The sequence below is a fragment of the Pseudomonas triticicola genome, from assembly GCF_019145375.1.
Taxonomy (GTDB): Bacteria; Pseudomonadota; Gammaproteobacteria; order Pseudomonadales; family Pseudomonadaceae; genus Aquipseudomonas; species Aquipseudomonas triticicola.
This window is the reverse complement of the sequence record NZ_JAHSTX010000001.1, coordinates 3,168,028-3,194,852: the sequence shown is the minus strand read 5'-3', so window position 1 is coordinate 3,194,852 and position 26,825 is coordinate 3,168,028. Positions and strand designations below refer to the sequence as shown.

General features: G+C 61.1%; 23 protein-coding genes. 16 read left to right on the top strand and 7 right to left on the bottom strand.

All coding sequences use genetic code 11. The annotated features are described in order from the left end of the window. Positions 1-65 precede the first annotated feature (65 nt). Positions 66-962: an NAD(P)-dependent oxidoreductase gene (locus KVG85_RS14235; protein WP_217864183.1), complete on the top strand. Its 897-nt coding sequence runs from the start codon at positions 66-68 to the stop codon at positions 960-962. On the opposite strand, the gene KVG85_RS14230 is transcribed toward KVG85_RS14235, so the two are convergent. Next, positions 853-3,135, bottom strand: coding sequence for a putative bifunctional diguanylate cyclase/phosphodiesterase (locus tag KVG85_RS14230; protein WP_217864182.1), 2,283 nt, complete (start codon positions 3,133-3,135; stop codon positions 853-855). The genes KVG85_RS14235 and KVG85_RS14230 overlap by 110 nt on opposite strands. Positions 3,136-3,285: 150 nt before the next feature. Beyond that, complete coding sequence (locus KVG85_RS14225; RefSeq protein ID WP_217864181.1) at positions 3,286-3,654, bottom strand: YkgJ family cysteine cluster protein; 369 nt, start codon at positions 3,652-3,654, stop codon at positions 3,286-3,288. Positions 3,655-3,955: 301 nt separating this feature from the next. Here KVG85_RS14225 and KVG85_RS14220 point away from each other — a divergent pair, with 301 nt between their 5' ends. Further along, a complete protein-coding gene (locus tag KVG85_RS14220) occupies positions 3,956-5,305 on the top strand; it encodes a spinster family MFS transporter (protein WP_217864180.1) in 1,350 nt (449 codons plus the stop codon). 162 nt (positions 5,306-5,467) lie between these two features. On the opposite strand, the gene rapA is transcribed toward KVG85_RS14220, so the two are convergent. Beyond that, positions 5,468-8,314 carry an RNA polymerase-associated protein RapA gene (gene rapA, locus KVG85_RS14215; RefSeq protein WP_024011930.1) on the bottom strand — a complete coding sequence of 949 codons (2,847 nt, stop codon included), beginning with the start codon at positions 8,312-8,314 and terminating at the stop codon, positions 5,468-5,470. Positions 8,315-8,553: 239 nt separating this feature from the next. On the opposite strand from rapA, the gene KVG85_RS14210 reads away from it, so the two are divergent. The 3 genes from KVG85_RS14210 (at position 8,554) to ccoM (ending at position 9,474) form a co-directional block, all read left to right on the top strand. Then, on the top strand, positions 8,554-8,895 hold the full coding sequence (locus tag KVG85_RS14210) for a hypothetical protein (RefSeq protein WP_024011931.1): 342 nt from the start codon (positions 8,554-8,556) through the stop codon (positions 8,893-8,895). Between the two features lie 94 nt (positions 8,896-8,989). Further along, positions 8,990-9,151, top strand: a complete 162-nt coding sequence (locus tag KVG85_RS14205; protein WP_016771347.1) for a hypothetical protein — start codon at positions 8,990-8,992, stop codon at positions 9,149-9,151. Between the two features lie 209 nt (positions 9,152-9,360). Then, on the top strand, positions 9,361-9,474 hold the full coding sequence (gene ccoM, locus KVG85_RS26100) for a cytochrome c oxidase subunit CcoM (protein WP_016771346.1): 114 nt from the start codon (positions 9,361-9,363) through the stop codon (positions 9,472-9,474). Between the two features lie 723 nt (positions 9,475-10,197). On the opposite strand, the gene KVG85_RS14200 is transcribed toward ccoM, so the two are convergent. Continuing rightward, on the bottom strand, positions 10,198-11,673 hold the full coding sequence (locus KVG85_RS14200; RefSeq protein ID WP_016771345.1) for an inorganic phosphate transporter: 1,476 nt from the start codon (positions 11,671-11,673) through the stop codon (positions 10,198-10,200). Positions 11,674-12,043: 370 nt separating this feature from the next. Beyond that, positions 12,044-12,244: a hypothetical protein gene (locus KVG85_RS14195; RefSeq protein WP_008080067.1), complete on the bottom strand. Its 201-nt coding sequence runs from the start codon at positions 12,242-12,244 to the stop codon at positions 12,044-12,046. 631 nt (positions 12,245-12,875) lie between these two features. Here KVG85_RS14195 and pcaR point away from each other — a divergent pair. The 11 genes from pcaR (at position 12,876) to pcaC (ending at position 23,948) form a co-directional block, all read left to right on the top strand. Further along, positions 12,876-13,718, top strand: coding sequence for a pca regulon transcriptional regulator PcaR (gene pcaR / locus KVG85_RS14190; protein ID WP_016771343.1), 843 nt, complete (start codon positions 12,876-12,878; stop codon positions 13,716-13,718). A 293-nt stretch (positions 13,719-14,011) separates the two neighbouring features. After that, complete coding sequence (gene pcaK / locus KVG85_RS14185) at positions 14,012-15,358, top strand: 4-hydroxybenzoate transporter PcaK (RefSeq protein WP_122602145.1); 1,347 nt, start codon at positions 14,012-14,014, stop codon at positions 15,356-15,358. A 269-nt stretch (positions 15,359-15,627) separates the two neighbouring features. Next, on the top strand, positions 15,628-16,485 hold the full coding sequence (locus KVG85_RS14180; RefSeq protein ID WP_024011937.1) for a CoA transferase subunit A: 858 nt from the start codon (positions 15,628-15,630) through the stop codon (positions 16,483-16,485). Continuing rightward, positions 16,485-17,264, top strand: coding sequence for a CoA-transferase subunit beta (locus tag KVG85_RS14175; protein WP_016771341.1), 780 nt, complete (start codon positions 16,485-16,487; stop codon positions 17,262-17,264). The genes KVG85_RS14180 and KVG85_RS14175 overlap by 1 nt, the downstream gene beginning before the upstream one ends. Beyond that, positions 17,261-18,466: a 3-oxoadipyl-CoA thiolase gene (pcaF, locus tag KVG85_RS14170; RefSeq protein WP_197047831.1), complete on the top strand. Its 1,206-nt coding sequence runs from the start codon at positions 17,261-17,263 to the stop codon at positions 18,464-18,466. Before KVG85_RS14175 ends, pcaF begins: the two co-directional genes overlap by 4 nt. A 36-nt stretch (positions 18,467-18,502) precedes the next feature. Next, complete coding sequence (gene pcaH, locus KVG85_RS14165; RefSeq protein ID WP_076566301.1) at positions 18,503-19,207, top strand: protocatechuate 3,4-dioxygenase subunit beta; 705 nt, start codon at positions 18,503-18,505, stop codon at positions 19,205-19,207. 1 nt (position 19,208) lies between these two features. Continuing rightward, the gene (gene pcaG, locus KVG85_RS14160) at positions 19,209-19,775 is read left to right on the top strand and encodes a protocatechuate 3,4-dioxygenase subunit alpha (protein WP_095180561.1); all 567 of its coding nucleotides are present in this window, start codon (positions 19,209-19,211) and stop codon (positions 19,773-19,775) included. Positions 19,776-20,036: 261 nt separating this feature from the next. Further along, the gene (locus KVG85_RS14155) at positions 20,037-21,332 is read left to right on the top strand and encodes an MFS family transporter (RefSeq protein ID WP_122505770.1); all 1,296 of its coding nucleotides are present in this window, start codon (positions 20,037-20,039) and stop codon (positions 21,330-21,332) included. A gap of 45 nt (positions 21,333-21,377) precedes the next feature. Then, positions 21,378-22,742: a 3-carboxy-cis,cis-muconate cycloisomerase gene (locus KVG85_RS14150; RefSeq protein WP_217864179.1), complete on the top strand. Its 1,365-nt coding sequence runs from the start codon at positions 21,378-21,380 to the stop codon at positions 22,740-22,742. 11 nt (positions 22,743-22,753) lie between these two features. Beyond that, positions 22,754-23,545, top strand: coding sequence for a 3-oxoadipate enol-lactonase (gene pcaD / locus KVG85_RS14145; protein WP_122602148.1), 792 nt, complete (start codon positions 22,754-22,756; stop codon positions 23,543-23,545). Between the two features lie 10 nt (positions 23,546-23,555). After that, positions 23,556-23,948 carry a 4-carboxymuconolactone decarboxylase gene (gene pcaC, locus KVG85_RS14140; RefSeq protein ID WP_217864178.1) on the top strand — a complete coding sequence of 131 codons (393 nt, stop codon included), beginning with the start codon at positions 23,556-23,558 and terminating at the stop codon, positions 23,946-23,948. 104 nt (positions 23,949-24,052) lie between these two features. Here the strand turns inward: pcaC and KVG85_RS14135 are convergent, their stop codons facing one another. Both KVG85_RS14135 and KVG85_RS14130 read right to left on the bottom strand, forming a co-directional pair. After that, positions 24,053-24,859 (bottom strand): methyltransferase domain-containing protein, encoded by an 807-nt coding sequence (locus tag KVG85_RS14135; RefSeq protein WP_217864177.1) that lies wholly within the window; start codon positions 24,857-24,859, stop codon positions 24,053-24,055. 292 nt (positions 24,860-25,151) lie between these two features. Beyond that, positions 25,152-26,411, bottom strand: a complete 1,260-nt coding sequence (locus tag KVG85_RS14130) for an OprD family porin (protein ID WP_217864176.1) — start codon at positions 26,409-26,411, stop codon at positions 25,152-25,154. Positions 26,412-26,825 lie beyond the last annotated feature (414 nt).

Here is a 26,825-nt window from a genome sequence, read left to right as displayed (position 1 = left end):
GAATCCTTTCCTGATCGTTGATGAATCGGCCATGATTCGGTGATCTTTAATCGAAAAGAGGCGAAATGATGTCAACGCTACCTTCGTTGGGGTTTGCCGGAATCGGCCTGATGGGCCTGCCCATGTGCCGGCGTCTGCTGGCGGCGGGTTACCCGTTGACGGTGTGGAACCGCAACCCGGACAAGTGTGCACCGCTGGTTGCGGCCGGCGCCCGCCAGGTATCGAGCCCGGCCGAACTGTGCGCGCACGCCGCCATCGTCATGCTGTGTCTGGCCGATACCGCTGTGGTTCGCGAAGTGGTGTTTGGCGTTGGTGGCATCGCCGAAGGTGCGAAAAACGGCCAGCTGTTGGTGGATTTCTCCAGTCTTGAACCGACCGCGACTCGCGAAATGGCCGCAGCGCTGGCCGAGAAAACCGGCATGGGCTGGCTTGACTCCCCGGTGTCCGGCGGCGTGGTCGGCGCCGAGGCTGGCAGTCTGGCGATCATGGTCGGTGGTGCAGCGGCAGATCTTCAGCGCGTGCGCCCGGTGCTACTCAGCCTCGGTCAGCGCGTCACACATATGGGCGGCGTCGGTGCCGGCCAGGTCACCAAGGCGTGCAACCAGATGATTGTCGCCTGCAATGCGCTGGTGATTGCCGAAGTGGTGGCGTTGGCCGAGCAGGCCGGGGTCGATGCCCGTCTGATCGCCGAGGCTTTGGCCGGTGGTTTTGCCGATTCCAAGCCGTTGCAGATCCTTGCCCCGCAAATGGCCGAGAGCCGTTTCGAACCGATCAAGTGGCACGTGCGCACGCTGCTCAAGGATCTCGACACGGCGGTGAAATTTTCCCGCGAGCAGGGCTCGGCGACGCCAATCAGCGGATTGGCCGCACAATTGATGCGCCTGCATGGGGCGCAAGGCTTTTTAGCGAAGGATCCAGCGACGCTGGTGCAAATGTATCGCGCGCCAGACTCAACGGATTGACCCCGAGGACGGGTTTGCGCTGGTTGATTTCATCGAGCACCGCGCGCAATTCGTCCAGCGGCACCGGGCGGCTGAGCAGATAACCCTGAATGAAGTCGCAGCCCGAACGCTCGAGAAACTCGTATTGCTCCAGGCTCTCGACGCCCTCGGTGACCACTTGCAGATGCAGGGTGTGGGCCATGACGATGATCGCCTGCACGATCTCCATATCCGCAGTGGCGGTAGGGATGTCGAGGATGAACGAGCGGTCGATCTTCAGAGTGTTGAGCGGCAGGCGCTTGAGGTAGGCCAGCGACGAATAGCCGGTGCCGAAATCATCGATCGACAGCGACACACCGAGGGCGCGGATCTGCCGCAACAGCACCAGAGTGTTGGCGATGTTGCCCATCAAGGCGTTTTCGGTGACCTCCAGTTCCAGGCGTTCCGGGGCCACGCCTGCTGTGTGCAAGGCGTGCTCGATCTCCTCGGCCAGCTCTTCGCGCGCCAGATTCAGCGGCGAGCAGTTCCAGGCGATTTTCAATTCTGCACAACCATGCCGCGACAGCTCGCCGAGATCCTTGCAGGCGCGGCGCAGCACCCAGTTGTCCAGTTCGGCAATCAAACCGTTGTTCTCGGCGATACCGATGAAGCGATCCGGTGTAAGCAAACCGTGAACCGGATGCTGCCAGCGAATCAGCGCTTCGAGCTTGGTTACGCGTCCGGTTTTCACTTCGAAGATCGGCTGGTAGTAGAGCATCAGCGCGTGGTCTTGCCGTAGCGCACTGCGCAGTTCCTCTTCCAGTTGCAGCTCGAAACTGGCGCGGGTCTTCAGGCTGGAATTGAAGAAGTGCAGACCGTTGCGCCCGGCGCCTTTGGATTGGTACAAGGCCAGGTCGGCGTGTTTGAGCAGCTCTTCGCAAGTGATGCCGTCTTCGGGGAACAGGCTGATGCCGATGCTGGTGGTCATCACCATGCGCCGGCCGGCCAGTTCGATCGGCTCTTTCATCTTGTGCATGATGCGCTGCGCCATACCACGCGCCTCTTCGCGGTCACGCAGGCTGATGAGGATGCAGAACTCGTCGCCGCCGAATCGCGCGACCACGTCTTCATGGCTGCGTACCGAGCTCTTGATGTGCTGGGCGATGACTTTGAGCAGCGCGTCACCGGCATCATGGCCGAGGCTGTCGTTGATGCGCTTGAAGTGGTCGATGTCGAGAAACATCACCGCGAGCATGCCGCCCTCGCTGGTTTTCTGGCTGAGTTTTTCGGCGAACATCTGATTGAAACCACGGCGGTTGATCAGATTGGTCAGCGCGTCGTAATTGGCCGCTTGCTGCAAAGACATGCGCGCCTGATCAAGTTGGCTGAGCAGGGCGTTGAGCCGGCGCAGGTCGTTTTCCTTGTTCTGCAGCTTTTTGTCGGCGAGGGCGGCGCTGATCGCACTGCCGAGGATCAGCAGAATGATCAGCGCTACGGTCAGGCCCAGTTGCAGATGACTGGTTTCGCTGCCGCTCGCTGCCAGAGCGCCTTCGGGAAGCACCAGATCCAGCGCAGCCATGCCGGTGAAGTGCATGCTGATGATGCCGGCGCCGAGAATCAGCGCCGCGCTGTACTTGAGCAACTGATGTGCCACGCCGCTGCCTTCGCTCAAATAGCGGGCTACCCAAAGCGCGGCGAAACTGGCGCCGATGGCAATCAGCACCGACAGCGCGAACAGCCCCGGCTGGTAGTAGGCGGTGGCGCTCGACTTCATCGCGGCCATGCCGACGTAATGCATGCCAGCGATGCCCAAACCGATGACACACGCGGTCTTCAGGCAATGCAACGCGCTCGGCTGCACCTCACTGAGGGTATGCATGGCCAGCCACGAGGCGAGCAGGGCGATCAGCAACGACAAGAGGGTGATGCCGAGGTCGTACTGAATATTGATGGGTGTCTGGAAAGCCAGCATGCCGATGAAGTGCATGGCCCAGATGCCGCCGGCCAGGCAGGTCGCGCCGATCCAGCGCCAGATTCGCCGCGACCCCGGGTCTTCGGCATGCACCAGGCGCTCTGCCATGTCCAGGGTGGCGAAACTCGCCGCGCAGGCGACCAGATAGGCCACCATCACCAGCAAAGGGTTGTGGCTGCAATCGAGGAGAATCTGCCCGCTCGCCGGCAGCTCGGCAACAAACTGCAAACCAAGCCACTCCATAGCATGCCCCGTCTCGGATTCATCTGGCCCGTGCGTCAATCAACGCAGGCGAATGAAAGCAGTATAGAGGCGGTTTTCCGGCTGCAAGCCGTAGTGGCACATTGGTGGTAATGATTTTGCCATTAGCCTCATAGCGATTCGCGCTAAGGCTCAGGCAATGCGCTCCAGCGGCAGGTCGTTCCAGTGTGGCGGCAAGGGTGGCAAGCCGTGGGCGGCGCGGGCCTTGTCGCAGTCGGGATTGTGCTCGCCGTTCTCCCATGACGCCTCGAACTCGCGGCAGGTGCTCGAGCGCTTGTCGTAGATCGTGCAGGCCACAGCGCTGCCGACCTCACCCGCCAGAGACGTGCAACGCGTGGGCTTGCGATCGGTGCCGATCATCGCTACCCGGCTCGGAGTGATCTGCGCGACCAGTTCATCGGGCACCGTCCCGCCAGAGGATGAGCACTCACCCCAGAAAAAAGACACGCGAAAATGGGCACAGCAGGCACCGCAATTCAGACACGGACTGGCTTCGGACATGGGCGGGGGTATCAAAGGGATTGATCGGAAGATCCGGACGGATCCGGCGGCCATTCTAGGCTTTGCCATGGCGTTGGGAAGGGGGGCGCGAAACTATTTTTTTGTCGCTGGATTTTGCCGCGAAAGCCCCGTATGGCGGGGGATTCCAGACTTATCAAGGGCTTACGTTTCGTTACAGTGCGATGGGTCGATATCAGGCTGACGAATGATGACAGACAGCCCCGGCGCAGCTGACTAGATTGCAGGTTCCGGGCTCGACGCGCTGGCAGTGAAGCCCTCATAACAATAAAGAGACGGACCCATGCAGAACTCGACCCAAGCGGCGAATGCCTGGCGCATTCTGTTCCTGCTGTTCCTCGCCAACCTGTTCAATTTCTTCGACCGCACCATCCCGGCGATCATCATCGAACCGATCCGCATGGAATGGCACCTCAGCGACTTTCAGCTGGGCATCATCGGCACTGCGTTCACCATCGTTTACGCGATTGCCGGCCTGCCACTCGGACGCATGGCCGACACCGGTTCACGCAGCAAACTGATGGGCTGGGGCCTGGCGACCTGGAGTGCGCTGACTGCGGTCAACGGTATGGTCGGCAGTTTCTGGAGTTTCCTCATCGTGCGCATGGGCATCGGCATCGGCGAAGCCAGTTATGCACCAGCGGCCAACTCGCTGATCGGCGATCTGTTTCCGGCGCACCGCCGGGCGCGGGCGATGGGTATTTTCATGCTTGGCCTGCCGCTGGGGCTGCTGCTGGCGTTCTTCACCATCGGCGCGATGGTCAAGGCGTTCGACAGCTGGCGCGCGCCGTTCTTCATCGCTGCCGTGCCGGGGCTGATCCTCGCGGTGTTCATGTTCTTCATCAAAGAGCCGAAACGCGGCGCAGCTGAAACCGTGCAGGTCTCGCAAGAGAAAGTCGATAAACCGATCCGCCGCGTCCTCGCCGTTCCGACCTTCCTGTGGCTGGTGATGGCCGGGCTGTGCTTCAACTTCGCGACCTATGCCTGCAACTCATTCCTGGTGCCGATGCTGCAGCGCTATTTCCTTATGCCGTTGCAGGAGGCGGCGGTGGCAACCGGGTTGATCGTTGGCGTGACGGGATTGGTCGGGCTGACCCTTGGCGGCTGGATCGCCGACAAGATCCACCAGCGCTTCGCCAGTGGGCGGCTGTTGTTTGCCGCGTTCAGTCTGATCATTTCGACCCTGTGTACGGCGTGGGCGCTGCATGCCGGGCGCATCGAGATCGGTGTGTTCGTCGCGGTGTTCAGTGTCGGCTGGCTATTCGCCTACAACTTCTATACCTGCGTGTACACGGCGATTCAGGACGTCGTCGAACCGCGCCTGCGGGCGACGGCGATGGCGTTGTTCTTCGCCGGTCTGTATCTGCTCGGTGGCGGGTTGGGTCCGGTGGTCGTGGGTGGGCTGTCGGATCACTTCGCGCACACGGCGATGCTGGCCGCAGGGGCTGAGCAGATGACCGAAGCGTTCAAGGCTGTCGGCCTGCATGACGCGATGTACCTGATCCCGGTGGCGCTGTTCCTGACCATGGTCTTTCTGTTTCTGGCATCGCGGTGTTTTGTCCGGGATGCGCAGCGGATGAAGGAGGGGTTGGTGGCGGTGGTTGAGCCAGAAATTTCTGCGGCGACTGCCTGACCGTTTTCGCGAGCAGGCTCGCTCCCACAGTTTGGAATGCATTTCATTGTGGGAGCGAGCCTGCTCGCGAAGGGGCCATCTGCATCACCTGACAAATAACAGGCAAACAAAAAGGCCCGCATCACTGCGGGCCTCTTGGTTTTCAGCGGTGGAGCGGGACGGTTAGCCCGCCACCAGCACCCGAATCGCTTCCAGGCGCAACGCCGCTTTGTCGAGCATTGCCAGACCTTGCTCACGCTGAGTGCGCAACGCCTCCAGTTCGCTGTCGCGCACGGTCGGGTTGACCGCTTGCAAAGCGGTCAGGCGCGCCAGCTCTTCGTCGGTGTCGGCGGCCAGGCGACGGCGCGCTTCGGCCACACGCTCGGCGTGACGCGGGGCGATTTTTTCTTCGCCGGCATTGATCCGTGGCGTCAGCTGATCGCGCTGGGCCTGGATGAACTTGTTGGCGCTGGCGCGCGGCACGCTTTCCAGCTGATCGTTGAGGGTTTCGAACGACACCCGTGGCGACAGGTCATTGCCATTGGCGTCGAGCAGGCAACGCAGCGCTGCCGGTGGCAGGTAGCGACCCAGTTGCAGCGAGCGCGGTGCGACCACTTCGCTGACGTAGAGCAATTCCAGCAACACGGTGCCCGGCTTCAGCGCCTTGTTCTTGATCAGCGCGACGGCGGTGTTGCCCATCGAGCCGGACAGCACCAGATCCATGCCGCCCTGCACCATCGGGTGTTCCCAGGTGATGAACTGCATGTCTTCGCGCGACAGCGCCTGGTTGCGATCGTAGGTGATGGTCACGCCTTCGTCGTCGCCCAGCGGGAAGCTGGCGTCGAGCATCTTCTCGCTCGGCTTGAGGATCAGGGCGTTTTCCGAGTGGTCTTCGCTGTCGATGCCGAACGCGTCGAACAGGGTTTCCATGTAGATCGGCAGGGCGAACTGGTCGTCCTGCTCGAGGATCGCTTCTACCAGTGCTTCACCTTCGCCAGCGCCGCCGGAATTCAATTCCAGCAGACGGTCGCGGCCAGTGTGCAGCTCGGCTTCGAGACGCTCACGCTCGGCGCGTGCTTCGTCGATCAGCGCTTGCCACTCGCCGTCATCGGCTTCTTCGAGCAGCGGCAGCAGGCGCGGGCCGAACTGATGCTGCAAGGCGTTGCCGGTCGGGCAGGTGTTGAGGAACGCATTGAGCGCTTCGTGGTACCACTGGAACAGGCGCTCTTGCGGGCTGGTTTCCAGGTACGGCACGTGCAGTTCGATGATGTGCTTCTGGCCGATCCGGTCGAGACGGCCGATGCGCTGCTCGAGCAGGTCCGGGTGCGACGGCAGATCGAACAGCACCAGGTGGTGAGCGAACTGGAAGTTGCGACCCTCACTGCCGATCTCCGAGCAGATCAGCACCTGCGCGCCGAATTCTTCGTCGGCGAAGTAGGCGGCGGCGCGATCACGCTCGAGGATGTTCATGCCTTCGTGGAACACCGTGGCCGGGATGCCGGAACGCACGCGTAGGGCGTCTTCCAGGTCCATCGCGGTTTCGGCGTGGGCGCAGATCACCAGCACTTTGGTGCGCTTGAGCATTTTCAGCTGATCGATCAGCCACTCCACGCGCGGATCGAATTTCCACCAGCGCTGTTCTTCGTCGGCGTCCGGTTGCGCCTGGAAGCTGACTTCCGGGTACAGCTCGGCGTGTTCGCCCAACGGCAGCTCGAGGTATTCGTCGGGGCACGGCAGCGGGTACGGGTGTAGTTTGCGCTCCGGGAAACCCTGCACAGCGGCGCGGGTGTTGCGGAACAGCACGCGGCCGGTGCCGTGGCGATCGAGCAGTTCACGCACGAGGCGGGCGCTGGCTTCAGTATCGCCATCGTTGACGGCGGTGAGCAGGGCTTCGCCTTCGTTGCCGAGGAAACCGTGAATGGTCTTGTGCGCTTCGGCCGAGAGGCGGCCCTTGTCGAGCAGTTCCTGCACCGCTTCGGCGACCGGGCGATAGTTGTCGCTCTCGGCGCGGAACGCGGCCAGGTCGTGGAAACGGTTCGGGTCGAGCAGGCGCAGACGGGCGAAGTGGCTGTCCTGACCGAGTTGTTCCGGGGTGGCGGTGAGCAGCAGCACGCCGGGAATCACTTCGGCCAGTTGCTCGACCAGCGAGTATTCCGCGCTGGCCTTGTCTTCGTGCCAGACCAGGTGGTGCGCTTCGTCGACCACCATCAGGTCCCAACCCGCAGCGAACAAGGCGTCCTGTGCCTTCTCGTCATCGACCAGCCACTCCAGCGCGACCAGCGCCAGTTGCGTGTCTTCGAACGGGTTGGTGGCATCGCTTTCGATAAAGCGTTCTTCGTCGAACAGCGCGACCTGCAGATTGAAACGGCGGCGCATCTCCACCAGCCACTGATGCTGGAGGTTTTCCGGGACCAGGATCAGCACGCGATTGGCGCGGCCCGAGAGCAGTTGGCGGTGGATGACCAGACCGGCTTCGATGGTCTTACCCAGACCCACTTCGTCCGCCAGCAATACGCGCGGGGCGATACGGTCGGCGACTTCGCGGGCGATGTGCAGCTGGTGCGCGATCGGTTGCGCACGCACGCCACCCAGGCCCCACAGCGAGGACTGCAACTGGCGGCTGGTGTGTTCAAGGGTGTTGTAGCGCAGGGAGAACCACGGCAGCGGGTCGATCTGCCCGGCGAACAGGCGGTCGCTGGCGAGGCGGAACTGAATGAAGTTCGACAGCTGGGTTTCCGGCAGCGTGACGACTTCGTTCTGCCCGTTGAGGCCGTGATAGACCATCAGCCCGTCGACGTCGTCGACCTGCTGCACGGTCATCTTCCAGCCTTCGAAATGGGTGATGGAGTCGCCCGGCGAGAACCGCACGCGGGTCAGGGGCGCATTCCGTAGCGCGTACTGGCGGGTTTCGCCAGTGGCCGGGTAAAGCACGGTCAGCAAGCGGCCGTCCTGTGCCAGAACGGTGCCTAAACCAAGCTCTGCTTCGCTGTCACTGATCCAGCGTTGCCCCGGTTGATACTGCTGCGCCATGCTGCCTGACTCCCACCTTGAAAAAGCGGGCTATCTTAACGGAATGACGGCTTCAGGGCCAAAGGAATAGGAGCAGCGGCAAGCTTTTAGCTTCGAGCTGCAAGCCGAAGCCGAGGCGTCATGTATCGCTTTTTTAAAGCGGCAGGGCACCAGTCAGTATCTACCGGGTCACAAGTTTGCGACAGGCGGCTCAAGGCGCCTGCACCCCAGCCGATAGCCTGCAGACAGGAGACCTTTATATGTTGCCACCGATGCTCCCCTTGAGCGCCGTGCCGATCACTTCCCAGCAGGATCCGATCCGCCAGCGGCCGGACATCCCGCCGGTGGTGCCGGTGCAGGAAAGCTCCAACGAAAGCACGATCGATCTGCAGAAGCGTGATCCGGAAGAGGATCGTCTGCTGGCGCGCGAAGAACAGCGTCGTCAGCAGGAACGTGACCGCCGACGCCGCGAGGCGGATGAAGATCCTGAAGAGCATCTGGCCGTGCCGGGTACCGAGTTGAACGCCGACAACACCGTGCCGGTGGTGCCGTTGATAGACGATCAGCCGCGTCAGGGGCTGTGGGTCGATATCGAGATTTGAGCAGTGACTGGTCAGCGCCTGCGCCAGGCGGCATGATTGGCGCAATCCTGCCGGTGACGGCAGCTGTGATCTCCTCTGCGATGTGCCGGACGCCATGAGCCAAGACGACAAACTGATCGACCTCAGCACTGAACGCGCCAAGCGTGTGCATGACCTCAACGAAAAGCGCCTGAACGAAGTGCGCCAGGCTTTCGAGCAGGCGATGCCGTTGGGAAAAGCCAAGAAAAAGTCGAAGAACAAGCCGAAAAAGCGTTGATCTCCCGCTGCATTGGTTGATGCAGATCAGTTATTTCCCCTCCTTTATTTCTCAACGTTGCGGATATTGATCCTGGTCAATATGTGCGCCTGTGTGTTTGTTAATTTGAGTCCATCGCAGCAAAGCAAAGCAAAGCAAAGCAAAGCAAAGCAAAGCAAAGCAAAGCAAAGCAAAGCAAAGCAAAGCAAAGCAGGGCCGGGAGGTCAGTCATGTTTTTCGATAACGTGGTGTTTGCCGGGGTTCTCACGGTGGGGCTCATGGTGCTGTTTTTTGCAGGGTTTGGATTTTTTATCTGGAAGGATGCGCATAAGCGGCGCAAGTGAGTTCTTCTGGATTTGATGGGCACGCAAGGCATTTTGGGGCGACTTCGGTTGCCCCTTTTTTTTGTGCCTTGGCGGCCTTGGCGGCCTCTGGGCCGACCAGGCTGTTGGGGTTTTGGGTGAATATCCGTTGCTTTCCGCCCTTACGGCGGGTCACCTTTTTCAAACGCCAAAAAGGTAACCCAAAAGGCTTGCTCCTACGTTCGGCCCTCGCAGGCTCGGGTTCCTTCGCTGCGGGATCGATCCGGGCGCAGCGGCTCCGGTTTGCTTCGCTGCACCTCCTTCCGCTGTGTCTGGCTGCGCCAGACGGTCGCTGCGCTCCCACGCCCGGATCAATCCCTCCGCTCAGCCTTCCGACGTCGCCGGTGGATCAAGATCAAGAGCAGGCGAGCTGACACTCGGCCTATTGAGTGGTGAAAAGCGTGGGTGTTCGGCTTTTGATTTGCGTTGTTGCTGCCCCTCACCCCAGCCCTCTCCCGAGGGAGAGGGGGCCGATTTATGTGGTGTTCAAAACCTGCATTCGACTCGGTATCGCAAGTCGGCATATTTCGCCTAAACACCTCGGTCAGTCCCCTCTCCCTCCGGGAGAGGGCTAGGGTGAGGGGCTCTTGATCTGGCTTTTGCTTTGGCTTTTGATCTTTTACCCCTTCGGCAGACTTGTTACCCCCAATAACAAAAAAGGCGTGATCCTCACGAATCACGCCTTTTCCAATCAACAGTTAACGATCAACTACCCAAAGCCTTCGAAGCCAACCAGAACAACCCGGCCGACAGCGCCACAGTCGCTGGCAAGGTCAGTACCCAGGCCAGCAAAATGGTCTTGACCGTGCCACCCTGCAGGCCGCTCTTGTTGGCAACCATGGTCCCGGCCACACCCGAAGACAAAACATGAGTGGTCGACACCGGCAGGCTGAAAATATTGGCCATGCCAATCAGACTGGCCGTGGTGATCTGTGCCGACATGCCCTGCGAATAGGTCATGCCTTGCTTGCCGATCTTCTCGCCAATGGTCAGCACCACACGCTTCCAGCCGACCATGGTGCCCAGGCCCAGTGCCAGGGCGACCGCCAGAATCACCCAGAATGGCGCGTATTCAGTGGTGGTGGTCAGGTCTTTGCGCAGCTTGTCGAGGTCAGCCTTTTCACGAGCTTCGAGGCCTGGCAGCTTGCCGACTTTCTTCGCCGTGTCGTCCAGGCAGAGCAGGTAGCGACGCACTTCGATGCGGCTGTCCGACGACAGCGAATGGTAGTCCGCTACACCTTTAAGGGTGTGCAGCAGGGCGGTGATGGTCGGTTCGGTCTGCTGCGGGTTGCAGCGGAATTTCTCCGGCAGGTCGCCTTCCACGCTCTTGCCCAGGGCCAGGAACTCACCCAGCGAATCGGCGTTGCGCTGGTAGAACTGGCTCAGGTGCAAGGTTGCGTCGCGGGTGCGTTCGATCTGGTAGGTGGTGCTGTTCAGATCGAGTACGAACTGCGCCGGGACGATACCGATCAGCACCAGCATGATCAGGCCGATGCCTTTCTGGCCGTCGTTGGAACCGTGCACGAAGCTCACGGCCATGGCCGAGATCACCAGGACCAGACGGTTCCAGAACGGTGGGTGCTTTTTGTCGTCGATCTTGCGGCGCTGTTCCGGTGTCTTGTGCATCTTCGACAGCGGGCGCCACCATTTCAGGCCGATCAGCACCAGCGCGGCGATCAGGAAGCCGGCCATCGGCGAGAACACCAGCGAGGCGCCGATGTCGATCGCTTTCTGCCAGTTCACGCCATCTCTCAACGGAATGTCGTTGATCAGCGCGTTGGCCAGGCCGACACCGAGGATCGAGCCGATCAGGGTGTGCGAGCTGGAAGCCGGGATACCGAAGTACCAGGTGCCCAGGTTCCAGGCGATTGCCGCGGCGAGCAACGAGAACACCATCGCCAGGCCATGGCCGGTGTTCACATTGATCAGCAGCTCAACCGGCAGCAAGTGGACGATGGCATACGCCACGCCAACGCCGCCCAGCAGCACGCCGAGGAAATTGAACACACCGGAAAAGAACACCGCCAGGTGTGGCGGCATGGCTTTGGTGTAGATAACAGTGGCTACCGCGTTAGCGGTGTCATGAAATCCATTGATGAACTCGAAGGCGAGGACAAACGTCAGGGCGAGCAAGAGGCTCACAAGCACCCAAGCATCCAGTCCGCTGAATAAATCGATCATGAAGGTTTTCTGACCCGGTCGTAAGGGGGCGCGATTATGCCAGAAAAGACAGGAAATCGATGCCCCGTCTGCTCACTGGTCACACCCTTCTTCGATTTAATTTGTTGCAGGGCGTGAAAACCAAGCAGCACGCAGGGTTTTTCAACTCTTTGATTTTATTGAATAAACTATATTTTTGAGCCGTTTTTTCAGACATCGCAAAGGCTCAAACGCTTGTCTGAAATATCTCTGAAACCTGTGGGACGCTCGTTCATAAGCCGCAGAACAGCGATGCAGCCGCTGCCCGCGGTTAGCGGGCGCGCGAGGTGTCGTCTTCCACCGCGCTGTGGCTCAGGCGGACGTCGACTTTCGAATGCTCAACCGCCGTGGCTCATGGCTCTTCGGCTTTGAGTTCCTTTTCGATCTTTTCGATTTCCTGCTTGAACACCTGATCCTGAACGGTAGGGCGCTTGCGCCATGCCTTGCGTTCCGGTTCCGGCTGAGCGGCGTAGGTGGTGACTTCCCCGCCGTAAACTTCCTTGTAACGTTGTTCCTGGCGCTCTAGTTCCGCGCGCAGTTCGTCTTTTGTCACGGTGCTACCTGTATGAGTTGAATTGAATATCCGGTGAAACACACTGCAACGAGTCAATTGCGCGCCCCCGCCAGTCATCCACAGCCCGATCGGGCGCGGAGACATTGCAGAGGCGATCAAGACTTCCGTGTTACAGGCGGCTACGGCACCAGATAAAAACTGACGCAGCATCAGTTTCCTGTTTCAGCGAGCGCTGGCGTTGCATGTGTGATGGGCGCCGGGCGCTGGCCGGAGCTGAGACGAAGGACCTCGTTTCAGCAAGTCGCAGGCTTTTGATTAAAGCGCCGCGACTAGGGTGCATTATAGCGGCCGATTCGGGAATGACTATCTTTGCCAAGTTAAAAACGGTTCTGAATGTGTGATGGTTTTGTTGCTGGCAACTTTTGCCGCTAGTTAAGTGTAAAGACAGCGTTATAGAACAGGCGTTCTGTTTTTGGCGCCATTAACTAGAACAACTAAGTTGCGAGCAGAATCGCTAAAGCTGCCTCAAGGATGAAGATGAGGGCGGGAGTCTGGATTGCGATTATCGGTCGGCGGTTCGATAATCGCCCAATGTTGGCGCCCCGGTGCTTGTGCATCGCGCGGCGAGCCGTTTGACTAGGCATCGATGCGTGCCGGACAAGGACAAGAAATGAACGATCAAATGCGCAACTCCTTCACGTCGGTGGCGCCGCCCATCGTCGCCTCGCCGGCCAAGCGCATTCAGGCGCTGACCGGTGATCCGGATTTCATGACGTCTCTGGCCCGTGGTCTGGCTGTGGTGCAGGCGTTTCAGGAACGCAAACGCCACCTGACCATCGCGCAGATAAGTCATCGCACGGAAATCCCTCGCGCCGCCGTGCGCCGTTGCCTGCACACGCTGATCAAGCTCGGCTACGCCACCACCGACGGCCGCACCTATTCGCTGCTGCCGAAAGTGCTGACCCTCGGCCACGCCTATCTGTCCTCGACACCGCTGGCGGTCTCCGCCCAACCGTATCTGGATCGCATGAGCGAGCAACTGCACGAGGCCTGCAACATGGCGACGCTGGAGGGCGATGACATTCTCTATATCGCGCGTTCGGCGACCACTCAGCGATTGATCTCGGTCGACCTTTCCGTCGGAGGACGGCTGCCGGCGTATTGCACGTCGATGGGGCGCATACTGTTGGCCGCGCTGGACGACACCTCCCTGGGCGAATACCTGGATCACGCCGAACTGGTGGCCAAGACCAGCCGCACCATTCATACGCCCGACGCATTGCTTGAATGTTTGCAACAGGTGCGGCAGCAGGGCTGGTGCATTGTCGATCAGGAACTGGAACAGGGCCTGCGCTCTATCGCCGTGCCGGTGTACGACGCCTCGGGGCAAGTGGTCGCCGCGCTGAATGTCAGCACCCACGCCGGGCGGGTCAGTCGCGCCGAGCTGGAGCAGCGCTTCTTGCCCGGCCTGCTCAGCGCCAGTCGCGACCTCAGTGCGCAGTTGTTCGCCTGAGGAAGCTGTTCGATAAACGCACAGTGTTGCGTTTATCGAATTGACGCTAAAACCCTCGGATCATTAATGTCGCGGCAGCGTCATCCGGCGCTGATGTGAATGAGCTCGCCGGACTGTCGACCCCATAATAATGACAAGAGGCAACTCACCATGCGCTCGCTCCCCGACTGTCTGTATCCCGCCCGTTGTTGCCGGGTTCACCGCAACGCCTGATTACAACCTTCTATTCTTGTGACCGTGCCTTCCTTTGGCCGGCCGCCGTTCGACTGCGTTTTTTGCGTGGAATAAAAATAATGAACCAGCCTCAGTCCGCTGTGGGTAACTGCCTCGATGTGCAGACCTTCATCAACGCCCAACCGATCTCGCGCTATCAGTGGCGGGTGGTGATCCTGTGTTTCCTGATCGTATTTCTCGACGGCCTCGACACCGCCGCCATGGGCTTCATCGCCCCGGCGCTGTCGCAAGACTGGGGTATCGACCGCGCGAGCCTCGGCCCGGTGATGAGTGCCGCGCTGATCGGCATGGTCTTCGGTGCACTCGGCTCCGGCCCTTTAGCTGACCGCTTCGGGCGCAAAGTCGTGCTCGTCGGTGCGGTGATTCTGTTCGGCGGCTTCAGCCTGGCCTCGGCGTACAGCACCAACGTCGAGCAACTGCTGGTGTTGCGCTTCCTCACCGGCCTCGGTCTCGGCGCGGGTATGCCCAACGCGACGACGCTGCTCTCGGAATACACCCCGGAGCGCAAGAAGTCGCTGCTGGTGACCAGCATGTTCTGCGGCTTCAACCTCGGCATGGCCGGCGGCGGTTTCATCTCGGCAAAACTGATCCCGGCGTTCGGCTGGCATGCTCTGCTGATGATCGGCGGAATCCTGCCGCTGATCCTCGCCGTGGTATTGGTGTTCTGGCTGCCGGAATCGGCGCGCTATCTGGTGGTGCGCAACCGTGGCAACGACAAAGTACGCAAAACCCTCGCGCCGATCGACCCGGTTACCGTCGCCCAGGCCGCGAGCTTCAGCGTTCCGGAACAGAAAACCGTCAAGGCACGCAATGTCTTTGCGGTGATCTTCTCCGGCACTTACAGCACCGGCACGCTGCTGTTGTGGCTGACTTATTTCATGGGCCTGGTGATCGTATACCTGCTGACCAGTTGGCTGCCGACGCTGATGCGCGACAGCGGCGCGAGCATGGAACAGGCTGCGTTCATCGGCGCGTTGTTCCAGTTTGGTGGGGTGTTGAGCGCGGTCGGGGTGGGCTGGGCGATGGACCGCTTCAATCCGCACAAGGTCATCGGCATTTTCTACCTGCTGGCCGGGGTGTTTGCCTACGCCGTGGGGCAGAGCCTGGGCAACATCACCTTGCTGGCGACGCTGGTACTGGTGGCGGGCATGTGCGTTAACGGCGCGCAATCGGCGATGCCGTCATTGGCCGCGCGCTTCTACCCGACTCAAGGCCGCGCGACCGGTGTGTCGTGGATGCTCGGCATCGGCCGCTTCGGCGCGATTCTTGGCGCGTGGATGGGCGCAACCTTGCTCGGCCTGGGCTGGAATTTCGAGCAAGTGCTGACCGCACTGGTGATTCCGGCGGGGTTGGCGACGGCGGCGGTGCTGATCAAGGGCATGGTCAGTCATGCGGATGCGACCTGAGTCGGGCGCAGATCGTTATTGAACAGGCTGGCCCCTTCGCGAGCAGGCTCGCTCGCACATTCTGGAATGCATTCCAAGGTGGGAGCGAGCCTGCTCGCGAAGCTTTTGATCTGATTGTTAGCTGAACAACAATCCGTTCGATAAACGAACACTCAGTCGATTATCGGATTGTTTGGCGAATTTCCCGAGCTTAATCTTCAGTGACTCCGGCGCTGAACCTCGCGCCTTTTTATCACTGGCGATTCCTTACAAGAACAGGAGCCCGCTCCATGGCTGAGATCCTTTCGCTGCACGACGCGGTGAAGCAATTCGTCAACGACGGCGATACCGTCGCCCTCGAAGGCTTCACTCACCTGATCCCTACGGCAGCGGGTCATGAAATCATTCGTCAAGGCAAGAAAGATCTGACGCTGGTGCGGATGACGCCTGACCTGATCTACGACCAACTGATCGGCGCCGGTTGCGCGCGCAAACTGATTTTCTCCTGGGGCGGCAACCCGGGTGTTGGTTCGCTGCACCGTTTGCGTGACGCGGTCGAAAAGCAGTGGCCGCACGCGCTGGAAATTGAAGAACACAGCCACGCCGACCTCGCCAACGCCTACGTCGCCGGCGCGTCCGGCCTGCCGTTCGCGGTGCTGCGTGCCTACGCCGGCTCCGACCTGCCGAAGGTCAATCCGCTGATCAAAACCGTGACCTGTCCGTTCACCGGCGAAGTGCTGGCGGCAGTGCCATCGGTACGGCCGGACGTCACCGTGATTCACGCGCAGAAAGCCGACCGCAAAGGCAACGTGTTGCTCTGGGGCATTCTCGGTGTGCAGAAAGAAGCCGCGCTGGCGGCCAAGCGTTGCATCGTCACCGTGGAAGAAATCGTCGACGACCTCAACGCACCGATGAACGCTTGCGTACTGCCGACCTGGGCCTTGAGCGCGGTGTGCCATGTACCCGGCGGCGCGCACCCGTCCTACGCCCACGGTTACACCGAGCGTGACAATCGTTTCTATCAGGCGTGGGACCCGATCGCTCGCGACCGTGAGACGTTTACCGCGTGGATCAACGAATACATCCATGGCTGCGCTGACTTCAGCGAATTCCAGGCCAAATTGGCCGCTGCTTCGGAGGCCAAGTAATGACTTACACCACCAATGAAATGATGACCGTCGCGGCGGCCCGGCGCCTGAAGAACGGCTCGGTATGCTTCGTCGGCATCGGCCTGCCATCGAAAGCCGCCAACCTCGCGCGCCTGACTTCATCGCCGGACGTAGTGCTGATCTACGAATCCGGCCCGATTGGCGCCAAGCCGAGCGTACTGCCGCTGTCCATCGGTGACGGCGAGTTGGCCGAGACCGCCGACACGGTGGTGCCGACCGGTGAGATTTTTCGCTACTGGCTGCAGGGCGGGCGCATCGACGTCGGTTTTCTCGGCGCCGCGCAGGTCGACCGTTTCGGCAACATCAACACCACCGTGGTCGGCGACTACCACGCGCCAAAAGTGCGTCTGCCGGGTGCCGGTGGCGCGCCGGAGATCGCCGGTTCGGCGAAAAGCGTGTTGATCATCCTTAAACAGTCGGCGCGTTCGTTTGTCGACAAGCTCGACTTCATCACCTCGGTCGGTCACGGCGAAGGTGGCGATTCGCGTAAACGTCTGGGCCTGCCGGGCGCTGGGCCGGTGGGCATCATCACCGACCTGTGCATCATGGAACCGGAGGAGGGCACCCACGAATTCGTGGTCACCGCGCTGCATCCGGGCGTGACCCGCGAGCAAGTGGTCGCCGCCACCGGTTGGGCGATTCGTTTTGCCGACTCCGTTGAAACCACCGCTGAGCCGACCGAAGTCGAGCTGACGGCGCTGCGTGATCTGGAAGCGCGCACCGCTGCCGCCCATGGCCAGGCGCCGGGAGAAGCATGATGCGTGACGTGTATATCTGCGACGCGATTCGCACCCCCATTGGCCGCTTCGGTGGCGCATTGTCCGCCGTGCGCGCCGATGACCTCGCCGCGGTGCCGATCAAGGCTCTGATGGAGCGCAATCCATCGGTGGATTGGAACGCCGTCGATGAGGTGTTTCTCGGCTGCGCCAACCAGGCCGGCGAAGACAACCGCAATGTTGCGCGCATGGCATTGCTGCTCGCCGGTCTGCCGGACAGCGTGCCCGGCGTTACGCTCAATCGCCTCTGCGCTTCGGGCATGGACGCGATCGGCACCGCATTCCGTGCGATTGCCAGCGGCGAGATGGAGCTGGCGATTGCCGGCGGCGTCGAGTCGATGTCCCGCGCGCCGTTCGTGATGGGCAAGGCCGACGCGGCGTTCTCGCGCAACATGAAACTGGAAGACACCACCATCGGCTGGCGTTTCATCAACCCGCTGATGAAGGCGCAGTACGGCGTCGATGCCATGCCGCAGACCGCTGACAACGTCGCCGACGACTATAAAGTCTCGCGCGCTGATCAGGACGCCTTTGCCTTGCGCAGTCAGCAACGTACCGCCGCCGCTCAAGCGGCCGGATACTTCGCTGAAGAAATCGTCGAAGTGCGCATCGCCCACAAAAAGGGCGAAACCGTGGTCAGCCAGGACGAACATCCGCGCGCCGACACTACGATTGAAGCGCTGGCCAAACTGAAACCGGTCAACGGCGCTGACAAAACCGTCACCGCCGGCAATGCCTCAGGCGTAAACGATGGTGCTGCTGCGCTGATTCTGGCGTCAGCCGAAGCGGTGAAAAAACACGGCCTGACCGCCCGCGCAAAAGTGCTCGGCATGGCCAGCGCCGGCGTCGCACCACGGGTGATGGGCATCGGCCCGGTGCCGGCGGTGCGCAAACTCGCCGAGCGCCTTGGCGTCGCGGTCAGCGATTTCGACGTGATCGAACTCAACGAAGCGTTTGCCAGCCAAGGCTTGGCGGTGCTGCGCGAGTTGGGCCTGGCCGACGATGCGCCGCAGGTCAACCCGAATGGCGGCGCGATTGCCCTCGGTCACCCGTTGGGCATGAGCGGTGCGCGGCTGGTGCTGACCGCCCTGCATCATCTGGAAAAGACTGGCGGCAAGAAAGGTCTGGCGACCATGTGCGTCGGTGTTGGCCAGGGTCTGGCCCTGGCCATCGAACGTGTCTGACGCACTGCGGCACTTACAAGAACTGAGGAAAGCGAAATGACTGACAAGCCTGGTTACCGTCGCCCACAGGCAGGCACTCAGCCTGACTACCTGCACCCGACGTATCAATCCACCAACCTGCGCTCGCCGTCCAAGCCGTTGGTGCACCTGCCGCACTCGCTGTCGGAAATCACCGGGCCGACCATCGGCGCCGAACACGTTGCCGAGAAGGACAATGACCTGACCGCACAGCACGACGGCGAGCCGTTGGGCGAGCGCATCATCATTCACGGCCGCGTGCTCGACGAAGACGGCCTGCCGGTGCCGGGGATTCTGGTGGAGATCTGGCAGGCCAATGCCGCCGGCCGCTACAACCATGCCCGCGACCTGCACGACGCGCCGCTGGACCCGAACTTCACCGGCACTGGCCGCACCGTCACCGATGCCGATGGCTGGTACCAGTTCCAGACCATCAAGCCCGGCGCCTATCCGTGGGGCAACCACCACAACGCCTGGCGCCCGGCGCACATCCATTTTTCCCTGTTTGGGCCGAGCATCCTTACGCGTCTGGTCACGCAAATGTATTTCCCAGGCGACCCGCTGCTGGCGTATGACCCGATCTACAACTGCGTGCCGGACACTTCGGCCAAGGAACGCCTGATCGCTGCTTTCGATCTGGAAAAAACCATTCCGTCCTACGCCCTCGGTTACCGCTGGGACATCGTGCTGCGCGGCCGTGAAGCCACGCCGATGGAGAAATAAGATGACGCTCTATGCGACCACGTCCCACACCGTCGGGCCGTATTACCACATCGGCCTGACCTGGCTGAACCGCGAAACCCTGGCCAACGAGCTGACCCTCGGCGAGCGCGTGGCAATCACCGGCCAAGTGGTGGACGGCAATGGCGATGTCGTCAACGACGCCATGCTCGAAGTCTGGCAGGCCAACGCCGCCGGCAAGTACGACCACCCGGAAGATCAGCAGGACAAGCCACTCGACCCGAATTTTGAAGGTTTCGGTCGGGTGCCGGTCGACGCCGAAGGGCGCTTCCGTTTCACCACGATCAAACCGGGCTCTGTGCCGGGGTTGAAAGGCTCGACCCAGGCGCCGCATCTGGTGGTGCTGGTGTTTGCCCGTGGTCTGGTCAAGCATTTGCTGACGCGGATCTATTTCGAGGGCGAACCGGCAAACGTTGCTGACCCGTTGCTCGAGTGCGTGCCGGCGGAGCGTCGCCAGACCTTGCTGGCCAAGGCGGATGCGTCGGGTGTGTACCAGTGGAATGTAGTTCTGCAGGGCACCGATGCCGAGACGGTGTTCTTCGATTATTGAGAGAACACCCCAAATCCCCTGCAGGACAGAGTCCCTGTGGTGAGGGGATTTATCCCCGCTGGCCTGCGAAGCAGCCCCAAAAACCAGTCGGCGCGGTATTCAGATGAACCGCGTGTATCTGATTTGCGAGTGCTTTGCACTCGAGCGGGGATAAATCTCCTCGCCACAAAGGCTGATCCATACGTGGGTGATGATCCGATGCGGAACGGGACTGTTGCAAAGTATGTCTAGACTGTGACTGTCCCTATCGAGTGAAAAACAATGACAACCACCACCTCCCACTACACCGGCGAAGAGCGCAGCAAGCGCATCTTTGCCATCGTCGGCGCTTCGTCCGGCAACCTCGTCGAATGGTTCGACTTCTACGTCTACGCCTTCTGCGCGATCTATTTCGCCCCGGCGTTTTTCCCCTCCGATAACCCGACTGTGCAACTGGTCAACACCGCTGGCGTGTTCGCTGCCGGGTTCCTGATGCGGCCGATTGGTGGCTGGATCTTCGGCCGGGTCGCTGACAAGCACGGGCGCAAGAACTCGATGCTCATCTCGATTCTGATGATGTGCTTCGGCTCGTTGCTGATCGCCTGCCTGCCGACCTACAAGGACATCGGCGTCTGGGCGCCGGTGCTGTTGCTGTTCGCGCGTTTGCTGCAAGGTCTGTCGGTGGGCGGCGAATACGGCACCACTGCGACCTACATGAGTGAAGTTGCGCTCAAGGGCCAGCGCGGTTTCTTCGCCTCGTTCCAGTACGTGACGCTGATTGGCGGACAACTGCTGGCGGTGTCGCTGGTGGTGGTGCTGCAACAGTTCCTCACTGAAGAGGACCTGCGTGCCTACGGCTGGCGGATTCCGTTCGTGGTCGGTGCGGTTGCGGCGCTGATTTCGCTGTTCCTGCGTCGTTCGCTGAAGGAAACCACCAATAAGGAAACCCGTGGGCATAAAGACGCCGGCAGCATCACTGCACTGTTTCGCGATCACAAAGCGGCGTTCATCACCGTCCTCGGTTACACCGCCGGCGGCTCGCTGATTTTCTACACCTTCACCACCTACATGCAGAAATACCTGGTGAACACCGCCGGGATGCACGCCAAGACCGCCAGCTACATCATGACCGGCGCGCTGTTCCTGTATATGTGCATGCAGCCGTTGTTCGGCATGCTCGCCGACAAGATCGGCCGGCGTAATTCGATGCTCTGGTTCGGCGCCCTCGGCACGTTGTTCACCGTGCCGATTCTGCTCAGCCTGAAAAGCATCAGCAGCCCGTTCCTCGCCTTCGTGCTGATCACCCTGGCGCTGGCGATTGTGAGCTTCTACACCTCGATCAGCGGTCTGGTAAAAGCCGAGATGTTCCCGCCGGAAGTGCGCGCCCTCGGTGTCGGCCTGGCTTACGCGGTGGCCAATGCAATCTTCGGTGGCTCGGCAGAGTTTGTGGCCCTGAGCCTCAAGGCCGGCGGCATGGAAAACGCCTTCTACTGGTACGTCACGGCGATGATGGCGGTGGCTTTCCTGTTCAGCCTGCGTTTGCCCAAGCAGGCGAAGTATTTGCACCACGATCTGTAAACCCATGTGCGCGGGCTGCGAGGCCCGCGCCGGCAAGGACTGTTTATGACTCAGCGACCGGGCAATCAATTGTTCGATGCCTACTTCACCGCCCGCGATATGCGCGAAGTGTTCTGCGATCAGGGCCGGGTGCAGGCGATGCTTGATTTCGAAGCGGCGCTGGCCCGGGCCGAGGCGCGGGTCGGGCTGATTCCTTCATCGGCCGTGGCACCGATTGCCACAGCGTGCGACGCGGGCCTGTATGACTTCGCGGCGCTGGGCGAGGCGATTGCCACGGCCGGCAATTCGGCGATTCCACTGGTCAAGGCCTTGGGCAAGCAGATCGCTTCGAGCGATGCCGAAGCCGAGCGCTATGTGCATCTGGGCGCGACCAGTCAGGACGTGATGGACTCCGGGTTGGTCCTGCAATTTCGCCAGGCGCTGGCGCTGATCGAAGACCAACTGGCGCAACTGGCCGACTCGCTCGCTGCTCAGGCACAACGTTTCGCTACCACGCCACTGGCCGGGCGCACCTGGCTGCAACACGCGACGCCAGTGACCCTCGGTATGAAAATCGCTGGATGGCTCGGCGCCGTCACGCGCAGCCGTCAGCGTCTACAGGAGCTGAAACCGCGTCTGCTGGTGCTGCAATTCGGTGGCGCCTCCGGCACGCTCGCGGCGCTGGGTGAACAGGCGTTGCCGATCGCCAAAGCATTGGCCGAAGAGCTGCAACTGACCCTGCCCGAGCAACCGTGGCACACCCAGCGTGATCGCATCGTTGAATTCGGCGCGGTGCTTGGCCTGATCGCCGGCAGCCTCGGCAAATTCGGCCGCGACATCAGCCTGTTGATGCAGACCGAAGCAGCGGAGGTTTTTGAGCCTGCGGCACCGGGCAAGGGTGGTTCGTCGACCATGCCGCACAAACGCAATCCGGTCGGCGCGGCGGTGCTGATCGGCGCGGCCACGCGGGTGCCGGGGCTGGTGTCGACGTTGTTCAGTGCGATGCCGCAGGAGCACGAACGCAGCCTCGGTTTGTGGCATGCCGAATGGGAAACCCTGCCGGAAATCTGCTGCCTGGTGTCCGGTTCGCTGCAACAGGCGCGCTTGCTGGCCGAGGGTCTGGAAGTCGACGCGGCGCGCATGACCCGCAACCTCGAATTGACCCAAGGCCTGGTGCTGGCCGAAGCGGTGAGCATCGTCCTCGCCCAACGCGTCGGCCGCGACACCGCGCATCATCTGCTCGAGCAATGCTGCAAACGTGCAGTGGCCGAGCAACGCCATTTGCGTGCGGTGCTCGCTGACGAGCCGCAAGTCACCGCCGAACTCAGTGGCGCTGAACTCGATGATCTTCTGAACCCCGCGCATTACCTCGGCCAGGCGCAAGTCTGGGTCGAGCGCGCGGTGGCTGAACACAACGCTTTGACTGTCTGAAGGAGAGGGCTGTGGCTTTCGTTCAACTCGCCGATGGCGAACTGCACTATGAAATTGAGGGCCCGGCGGAGGCGCCGGTGCTGGTGCTGTCCAACTCGCTGGGCACCGACCTGCACATGTGGGACGGGCAGATGCCGGCGTTCGCCGAGCATTTCCGCGTGCTGCGTTTCGACACGCGCGGCCATGGGCAATCGCTGGTCACCGAGGGGCCGTACAGCATCGAACAACTCGGTCGCGACGTGCTCGGTCTGCTCGATGCGCTGCATATCGAGCGCGCGCATTTCTGCGGACTGTCGATGGGCGGGCTGATCGGTCAGTGGCTGGGGATCAACGCAGGCCATCGTCTGCACAAACTGATCGTGTGCAACACGGCGGCGAAAATCGGCGATCCGTCGGTATGGAATCCACGCATCGAAACCGTGTTGCGCGACGGCCCGGCGGCGATGGTCGCGCTGCGTGATGCCTCGATTGCGCGCTGGTTTACCCCGGACTTTTCCGCAGCGCATCCCGAGGCGGCGAAGAAGATTACCGACATGCTTGCCGCAACCAATCCACAAGGCTATGCGGCCAACTGCGCGGCCGTGCGCGATGCTGATTTTCGTGAACAACTGGCTTCGATCAACGTGCCGTTGCTGGTCATTGCCGGCAGCGAAGATGCGGTGACGCCGCCGTCCGGCGGGCACTTCATTCGCGACCACGTGCGCGGTGCCGAGTACGCCGAGTTCCATGCGGCGCATTTGTCCAACGTGCAGGCCGGTGCCGCTTTCAGCGACCGTGTGCTGGCGTTTTTGCAGGCTCAGTGAGGAAGAATTTGTGGACGAGAAACAACGTTACGACGAAGGCATGCAGGTACGCCGCGCGGTGCTGGGCGATGCCCACGTCGATCGCAGCCTGACCGCGCTGACCGAGTTCAACTCGGAATTCCAGGAGATGATCACCCGCCACGCCTGGGGCGACATCTGGACCCGCCCGGGCCTGCCCCGTCATACCCGCAGCCTGATCACCATCGCCATGCTGATCGGCATGAACCGCGAGGGCGAACTGAAACTGCACCTGCGCGCGGCAGCCAACAACGGCGTCAGCCGTGGCGAAATCAAGGAAGTGATCATGCAGAGCGCGATCTACTGCGGCATCCCGGCGGCGAACGCGACGTTTCATTTGGCCGAATCGGTGTGGGATGAACTAGGAGTCGAATCCCGCGATTGATGTTGCCTGAGCCATCGCCTTCGCGAGCAGGCTCGCTCCCACATTGGAATGCATATCCCTGTGGGAGCGAGCCTGCTCGCGAAAGCGGTAGCGGCCGTAACGAATCAAACCCTGGCGACAATAAATATCCGCTTGAACGCAAACAACGTATGCCCATCCGCCTCCTGCGGGTAATGCGCCTGCACCCGCATCAGGTAGTGATAGATGAATCGCGCCTGCTGCGCTGAATCCAGCGCCTGCATCACTGGCCTTAGCGCCGAAACCTTGACCCAGTCATACACCGGCGATTTGCCGTTGACCACTTGCAGTTGTTCGGTCTCCCAAATGTCCAGCGACGCGGTCATTGGCGCGAGCAGACGGTAGTAGTCCTCCAGCGTCAGTAGCGGCCGCGCGGCCATGCGCCGGCGCAGTTCCGGCGTGCCCAACGGTGCGCCCCCGGGGCCGGCGTCATCCAACGTTTGCAGCATCAACCGATACCACAACGCATCGTGCCAATCCGGCATGTGCGCTGCGAGGCAGCCGCCAGGATTCAAATAACCAAGCAGGCGCGGCAGCAAGGTTTCGTGGTGATCGAGAAAATGCAGCACAGCGGCGGCGAACAGCAGATCCGCCGGTTGCTCAGGCTGCCAGTCCAGCAGATCAGATTGTTTCCACAGGGCCTTGATCGGCAGGCTTCGGGCCTCGTTGAGCATCTGCGCCGAGCTGTCGATGCCCTGCAATCGCGCACGCGGCCAACGCTTGGCCAGCAACTGCGTAGCGATGCCGGTGCCGCAGCCCAGATCGTAAATGCGTTGGGGATTTTGCAGTTCGATACGGTCGAGCAATTCGTTGACCGGACGTTGTCTGAGACGGGAAAACTGTTGGTACGCCTTGGCGTCCCAATCGGATGCAGTGGTGCGGCGCGTGATCATGAGGTGATCCTCCGGTGATCAAATGGTGTCTTCCGATGACAACCTGGTGCACAGCTGGAGACCGACTACGAAACGGAAGCGTGAAGGGTTGGAGCACCTGAGTCCTTCAGGTTTGCTCACTGTAACTGTCGCCCGCAAAAGCGCTACATGGCCTGACCAATGGCATGCATCTGTGATGGGAATCAAATGTGGGAGCGAGCCTGCTCGCGAAGGCCATTTCATATTCGACAGAGATGTCGACTGAAGCAGCGCTTTCGCGAGCAGGCTCGCTCCCACAGTGGGGCATGTGTGGTTAGAGAAGGCTGATCGGGTAGCTGACGATCAGGCGATTTTCATCGAACTCGTTGTTGCTGAAGTCGCGGCGCATGGTCGAGTTGCGCCATCTGACGTTCAGATCCTTCAAAGTGCCGCTCTGCACCGTGTAACCCAGTTCCGATTCGCGACCCCATTCCTTGCCGTCGGTGATCGTCCCGGTGTGCACGTTATCGCCGCTGATGTAGCGGTTCATCAGGGTCAGACCGGGGATGCCCATGGCGGCGAAGTTGTAGTCGTGGCGCAACTGCCAGGAGCGTTCCTGAGCGTTGTCATAACTGGCGTTGTAGCTGTCGTTGGCCAGCGTGCCGCCACTGGTGCCGTTGACCCGCATCCAGGCGCTGTCGCCGGTCAATTTTTGCAAGCCGAGGTAGAACGTGTTGCCGCCGTACTTGGCCGAAAACATGCCGTACCAGGTCTTGTTGTCCAGATCGCCGGCACGCGCGCTGCCATCTTCCTTGCCGTAGAAAAAGCCGAGGTTGGCGCCCAGCGTCCAGTCGCCGAGCGGCTGGCTGTGCAGCACGTTCAGGTACTGCTGGCTGTAGATGTCCTTGAGCTGCGCGTTCCACAGGCCGATCTGCGTGCGCTTGTCGTTGAACAGATATTCGCCGCCCTGGAAGTTGAAACGATCAGATGTGAACGCGGCTTTGCCGGTCATCGACATGTCACTCATGCTGCTGTCGTCGCGCGGGCTGTTGGCGCGGAACTGGCCGCCATAGAGGGTCAGGCCGGCGATTTCCTTGGAGGTTATCTGGCCGCCACGGAAGGTTTGCGGCAGCGAGCGACCGTCGTCCGAACGCAGAATCGGCAGCACTGGCATCCACTCGCCGACCTTGACTTCGGTCTGCGAAAGTCTGGCCTTGAATGCGACGTTGGTGCGGCCGAAGTTGTCCGCCGGGCGCCCGTCATGGTCCAGCGGCAACAACTGCGTACCGCCCGTGCCTTTACCGCCATCGAGCTTGATCGAATACAGCCCGAGTACGTCCATGCCGAAACCGACGGTGCCTTGGGTGAAGCCGGATTTGGCGTCGAGGATGAAGCTCTGTGTCCACTCTTCAGCTTTGCCCTGAGTCTTGGTCGGGTTGGTGAAGTTGCGGTTGATATAGAAGTTGCGCAGGTTGAGGTTGACCTTGGCGCCTTCGATGAAGCCGGCTTCTTCGGCGCTGGCTGGCAGTGCCAGACCGGCGATGGCCAGGGCGATCACAGCGGGCAATGCGTAGGGCACAGGGAAAACTGTCATGGACTTGGGTCTCTCTTGTTTTTTTAGGGCGAACGGCGGCGCTGTCGCGGCGGATGCGGCGCAGGCAACGTGATGCAGATCGGAGATGCAGCGGTGGCGGTCAGCCGGGCGGGGCAGGGCGCTGGAGCATGGTGTCGAACCTTGTTGTTATTGGTTTTCTGGTTCGAATGGTGAAGGGCCTGTGTGTTCGGGTTCAATTGCTGAAAGCGGGTTTTGGGCGGTTATCGAACGCAAGATTCATGCGGATTTGTGGTGAGTGTGAGGTCCTCTTCGCGAGCAGGCTCGCTCCCACAACTGGAATGCGTTCCCCTGTGGGAGCGAGCCTGCTCGCGAAGAGGCCAGTTCGGCCGCGAAACCTTTGCGACAGGCAACAAAAAGCCCACCGAAATGGTGGGCTTGATGTAGTCAGCCGAT

Excerpts from the sequence above, each read along its gene's own strand:
- pcaK (WP_122602145.1), top strand. The coding sequence starts at position 14,012 with ATGAACCAGCCTCAGTCCGCTGTGGGTAACTGCCTCGATGTGCAGACC.
- KVG85_RS14200 (WP_016771345.1), bottom strand. The coding sequence starts at position 11,673 with ATGATCGATTTATTCAGCGGACTGGATGCTTGGGTGCTTGTGAGCCTC.
- KVG85_RS14130 (WP_217864176.1), bottom strand. The coding sequence starts at position 26,411 with ATGACAGTTTTCCCTGTGCCCTACGCATTGCCCGCTGTGATCGCCCTG.
- pcaR (WP_016771343.1), top strand. The coding sequence starts at position 12,876 with ATGAACGATCAAATGCGCAACTCCTTCACGTCGGTGGCGCCGCCCATC.
- ccoM (WP_016771346.1), top strand. The coding sequence starts at position 9,361 with ATGTTTTTCGATAACGTGGTGTTTGCCGGGGTTCTCACGGTGGGGCTC.
- KVG85_RS14175 (WP_016771341.1), top strand. The coding sequence starts at position 16,485 with ATGACTTACACCACCAATGAAATGATGACCGTCGCGGCGGCCCGGCGC.
- KVG85_RS14180 (WP_024011937.1), top strand. The coding sequence starts at position 15,628 with ATGGCTGAGATCCTTTCGCTGCACGACGCGGTGAAGCAATTCGTCAAC.
- KVG85_RS14150 (WP_217864179.1), top strand. The coding sequence starts at position 21,378 with ATGACTCAGCGACCGGGCAATCAATTGTTCGATGCCTACTTCACCGCC.
- rapA (WP_024011930.1), bottom strand. The coding sequence starts at position 8,314 with ATGGCGCAGCAGTATCAACCGGGGCAACGCTGGATCAGTGACAGCGAA.
- KVG85_RS14210 (WP_024011931.1), top strand. The coding sequence starts at position 8,554 with ATGTTGCCACCGATGCTCCCCTTGAGCGCCGTGCCGATCACTTCCCAG.
- pcaH (WP_076566301.1), top strand. The coding sequence starts at position 18,503 with ATGACTGACAAGCCTGGTTACCGTCGCCCACAGGCAGGCACTCAGCCT.
- KVG85_RS14135 (WP_217864177.1), bottom strand. The coding sequence starts at position 24,859 with ATGATCACGCGCCGCACCACTGCATCCGATTGGGACGCCAAGGCGTAC.
- KVG85_RS14205 (WP_016771347.1), top strand. The coding sequence starts at position 8,990 with ATGAGCCAAGACGACAAACTGATCGACCTCAGCACTGAACGCGCCAAG.
- KVG85_RS14225 (WP_217864181.1), bottom strand. The coding sequence starts at position 3,654 with ATGTCCGAAGCCAGTCCGTGTCTGAATTGCGGTGCCTGCTGTGCCCAT.
- KVG85_RS14155 (WP_122505770.1), top strand. The coding sequence starts at position 20,037 with ATGACAACCACCACCTCCCACTACACCGGCGAAGAGCGCAGCAAGCGC.
- pcaG (WP_095180561.1), top strand. The coding sequence starts at position 19,209 with ATGACGCTCTATGCGACCACGTCCCACACCGTCGGGCCGTATTACCAC.
- KVG85_RS14230 (WP_217864182.1), bottom strand. The coding sequence starts at position 3,135 with ATGGAGTGGCTTGGTTTGCAGTTTGTTGCCGAGCTGCCGGCGAGCGGG.
- KVG85_RS14235 (WP_217864183.1), top strand. The coding sequence starts at position 66 with ATGATGTCAACGCTACCTTCGTTGGGGTTTGCCGGAATCGGCCTGATG.
- KVG85_RS14220 (WP_217864180.1), top strand. The coding sequence starts at position 3,956 with ATGCAGAACTCGACCCAAGCGGCGAATGCCTGGCGCATTCTGTTCCTG.
- pcaF (WP_197047831.1), top strand. The coding sequence starts at position 17,261 with ATGATGCGTGACGTGTATATCTGCGACGCGATTCGCACCCCCATTGGC.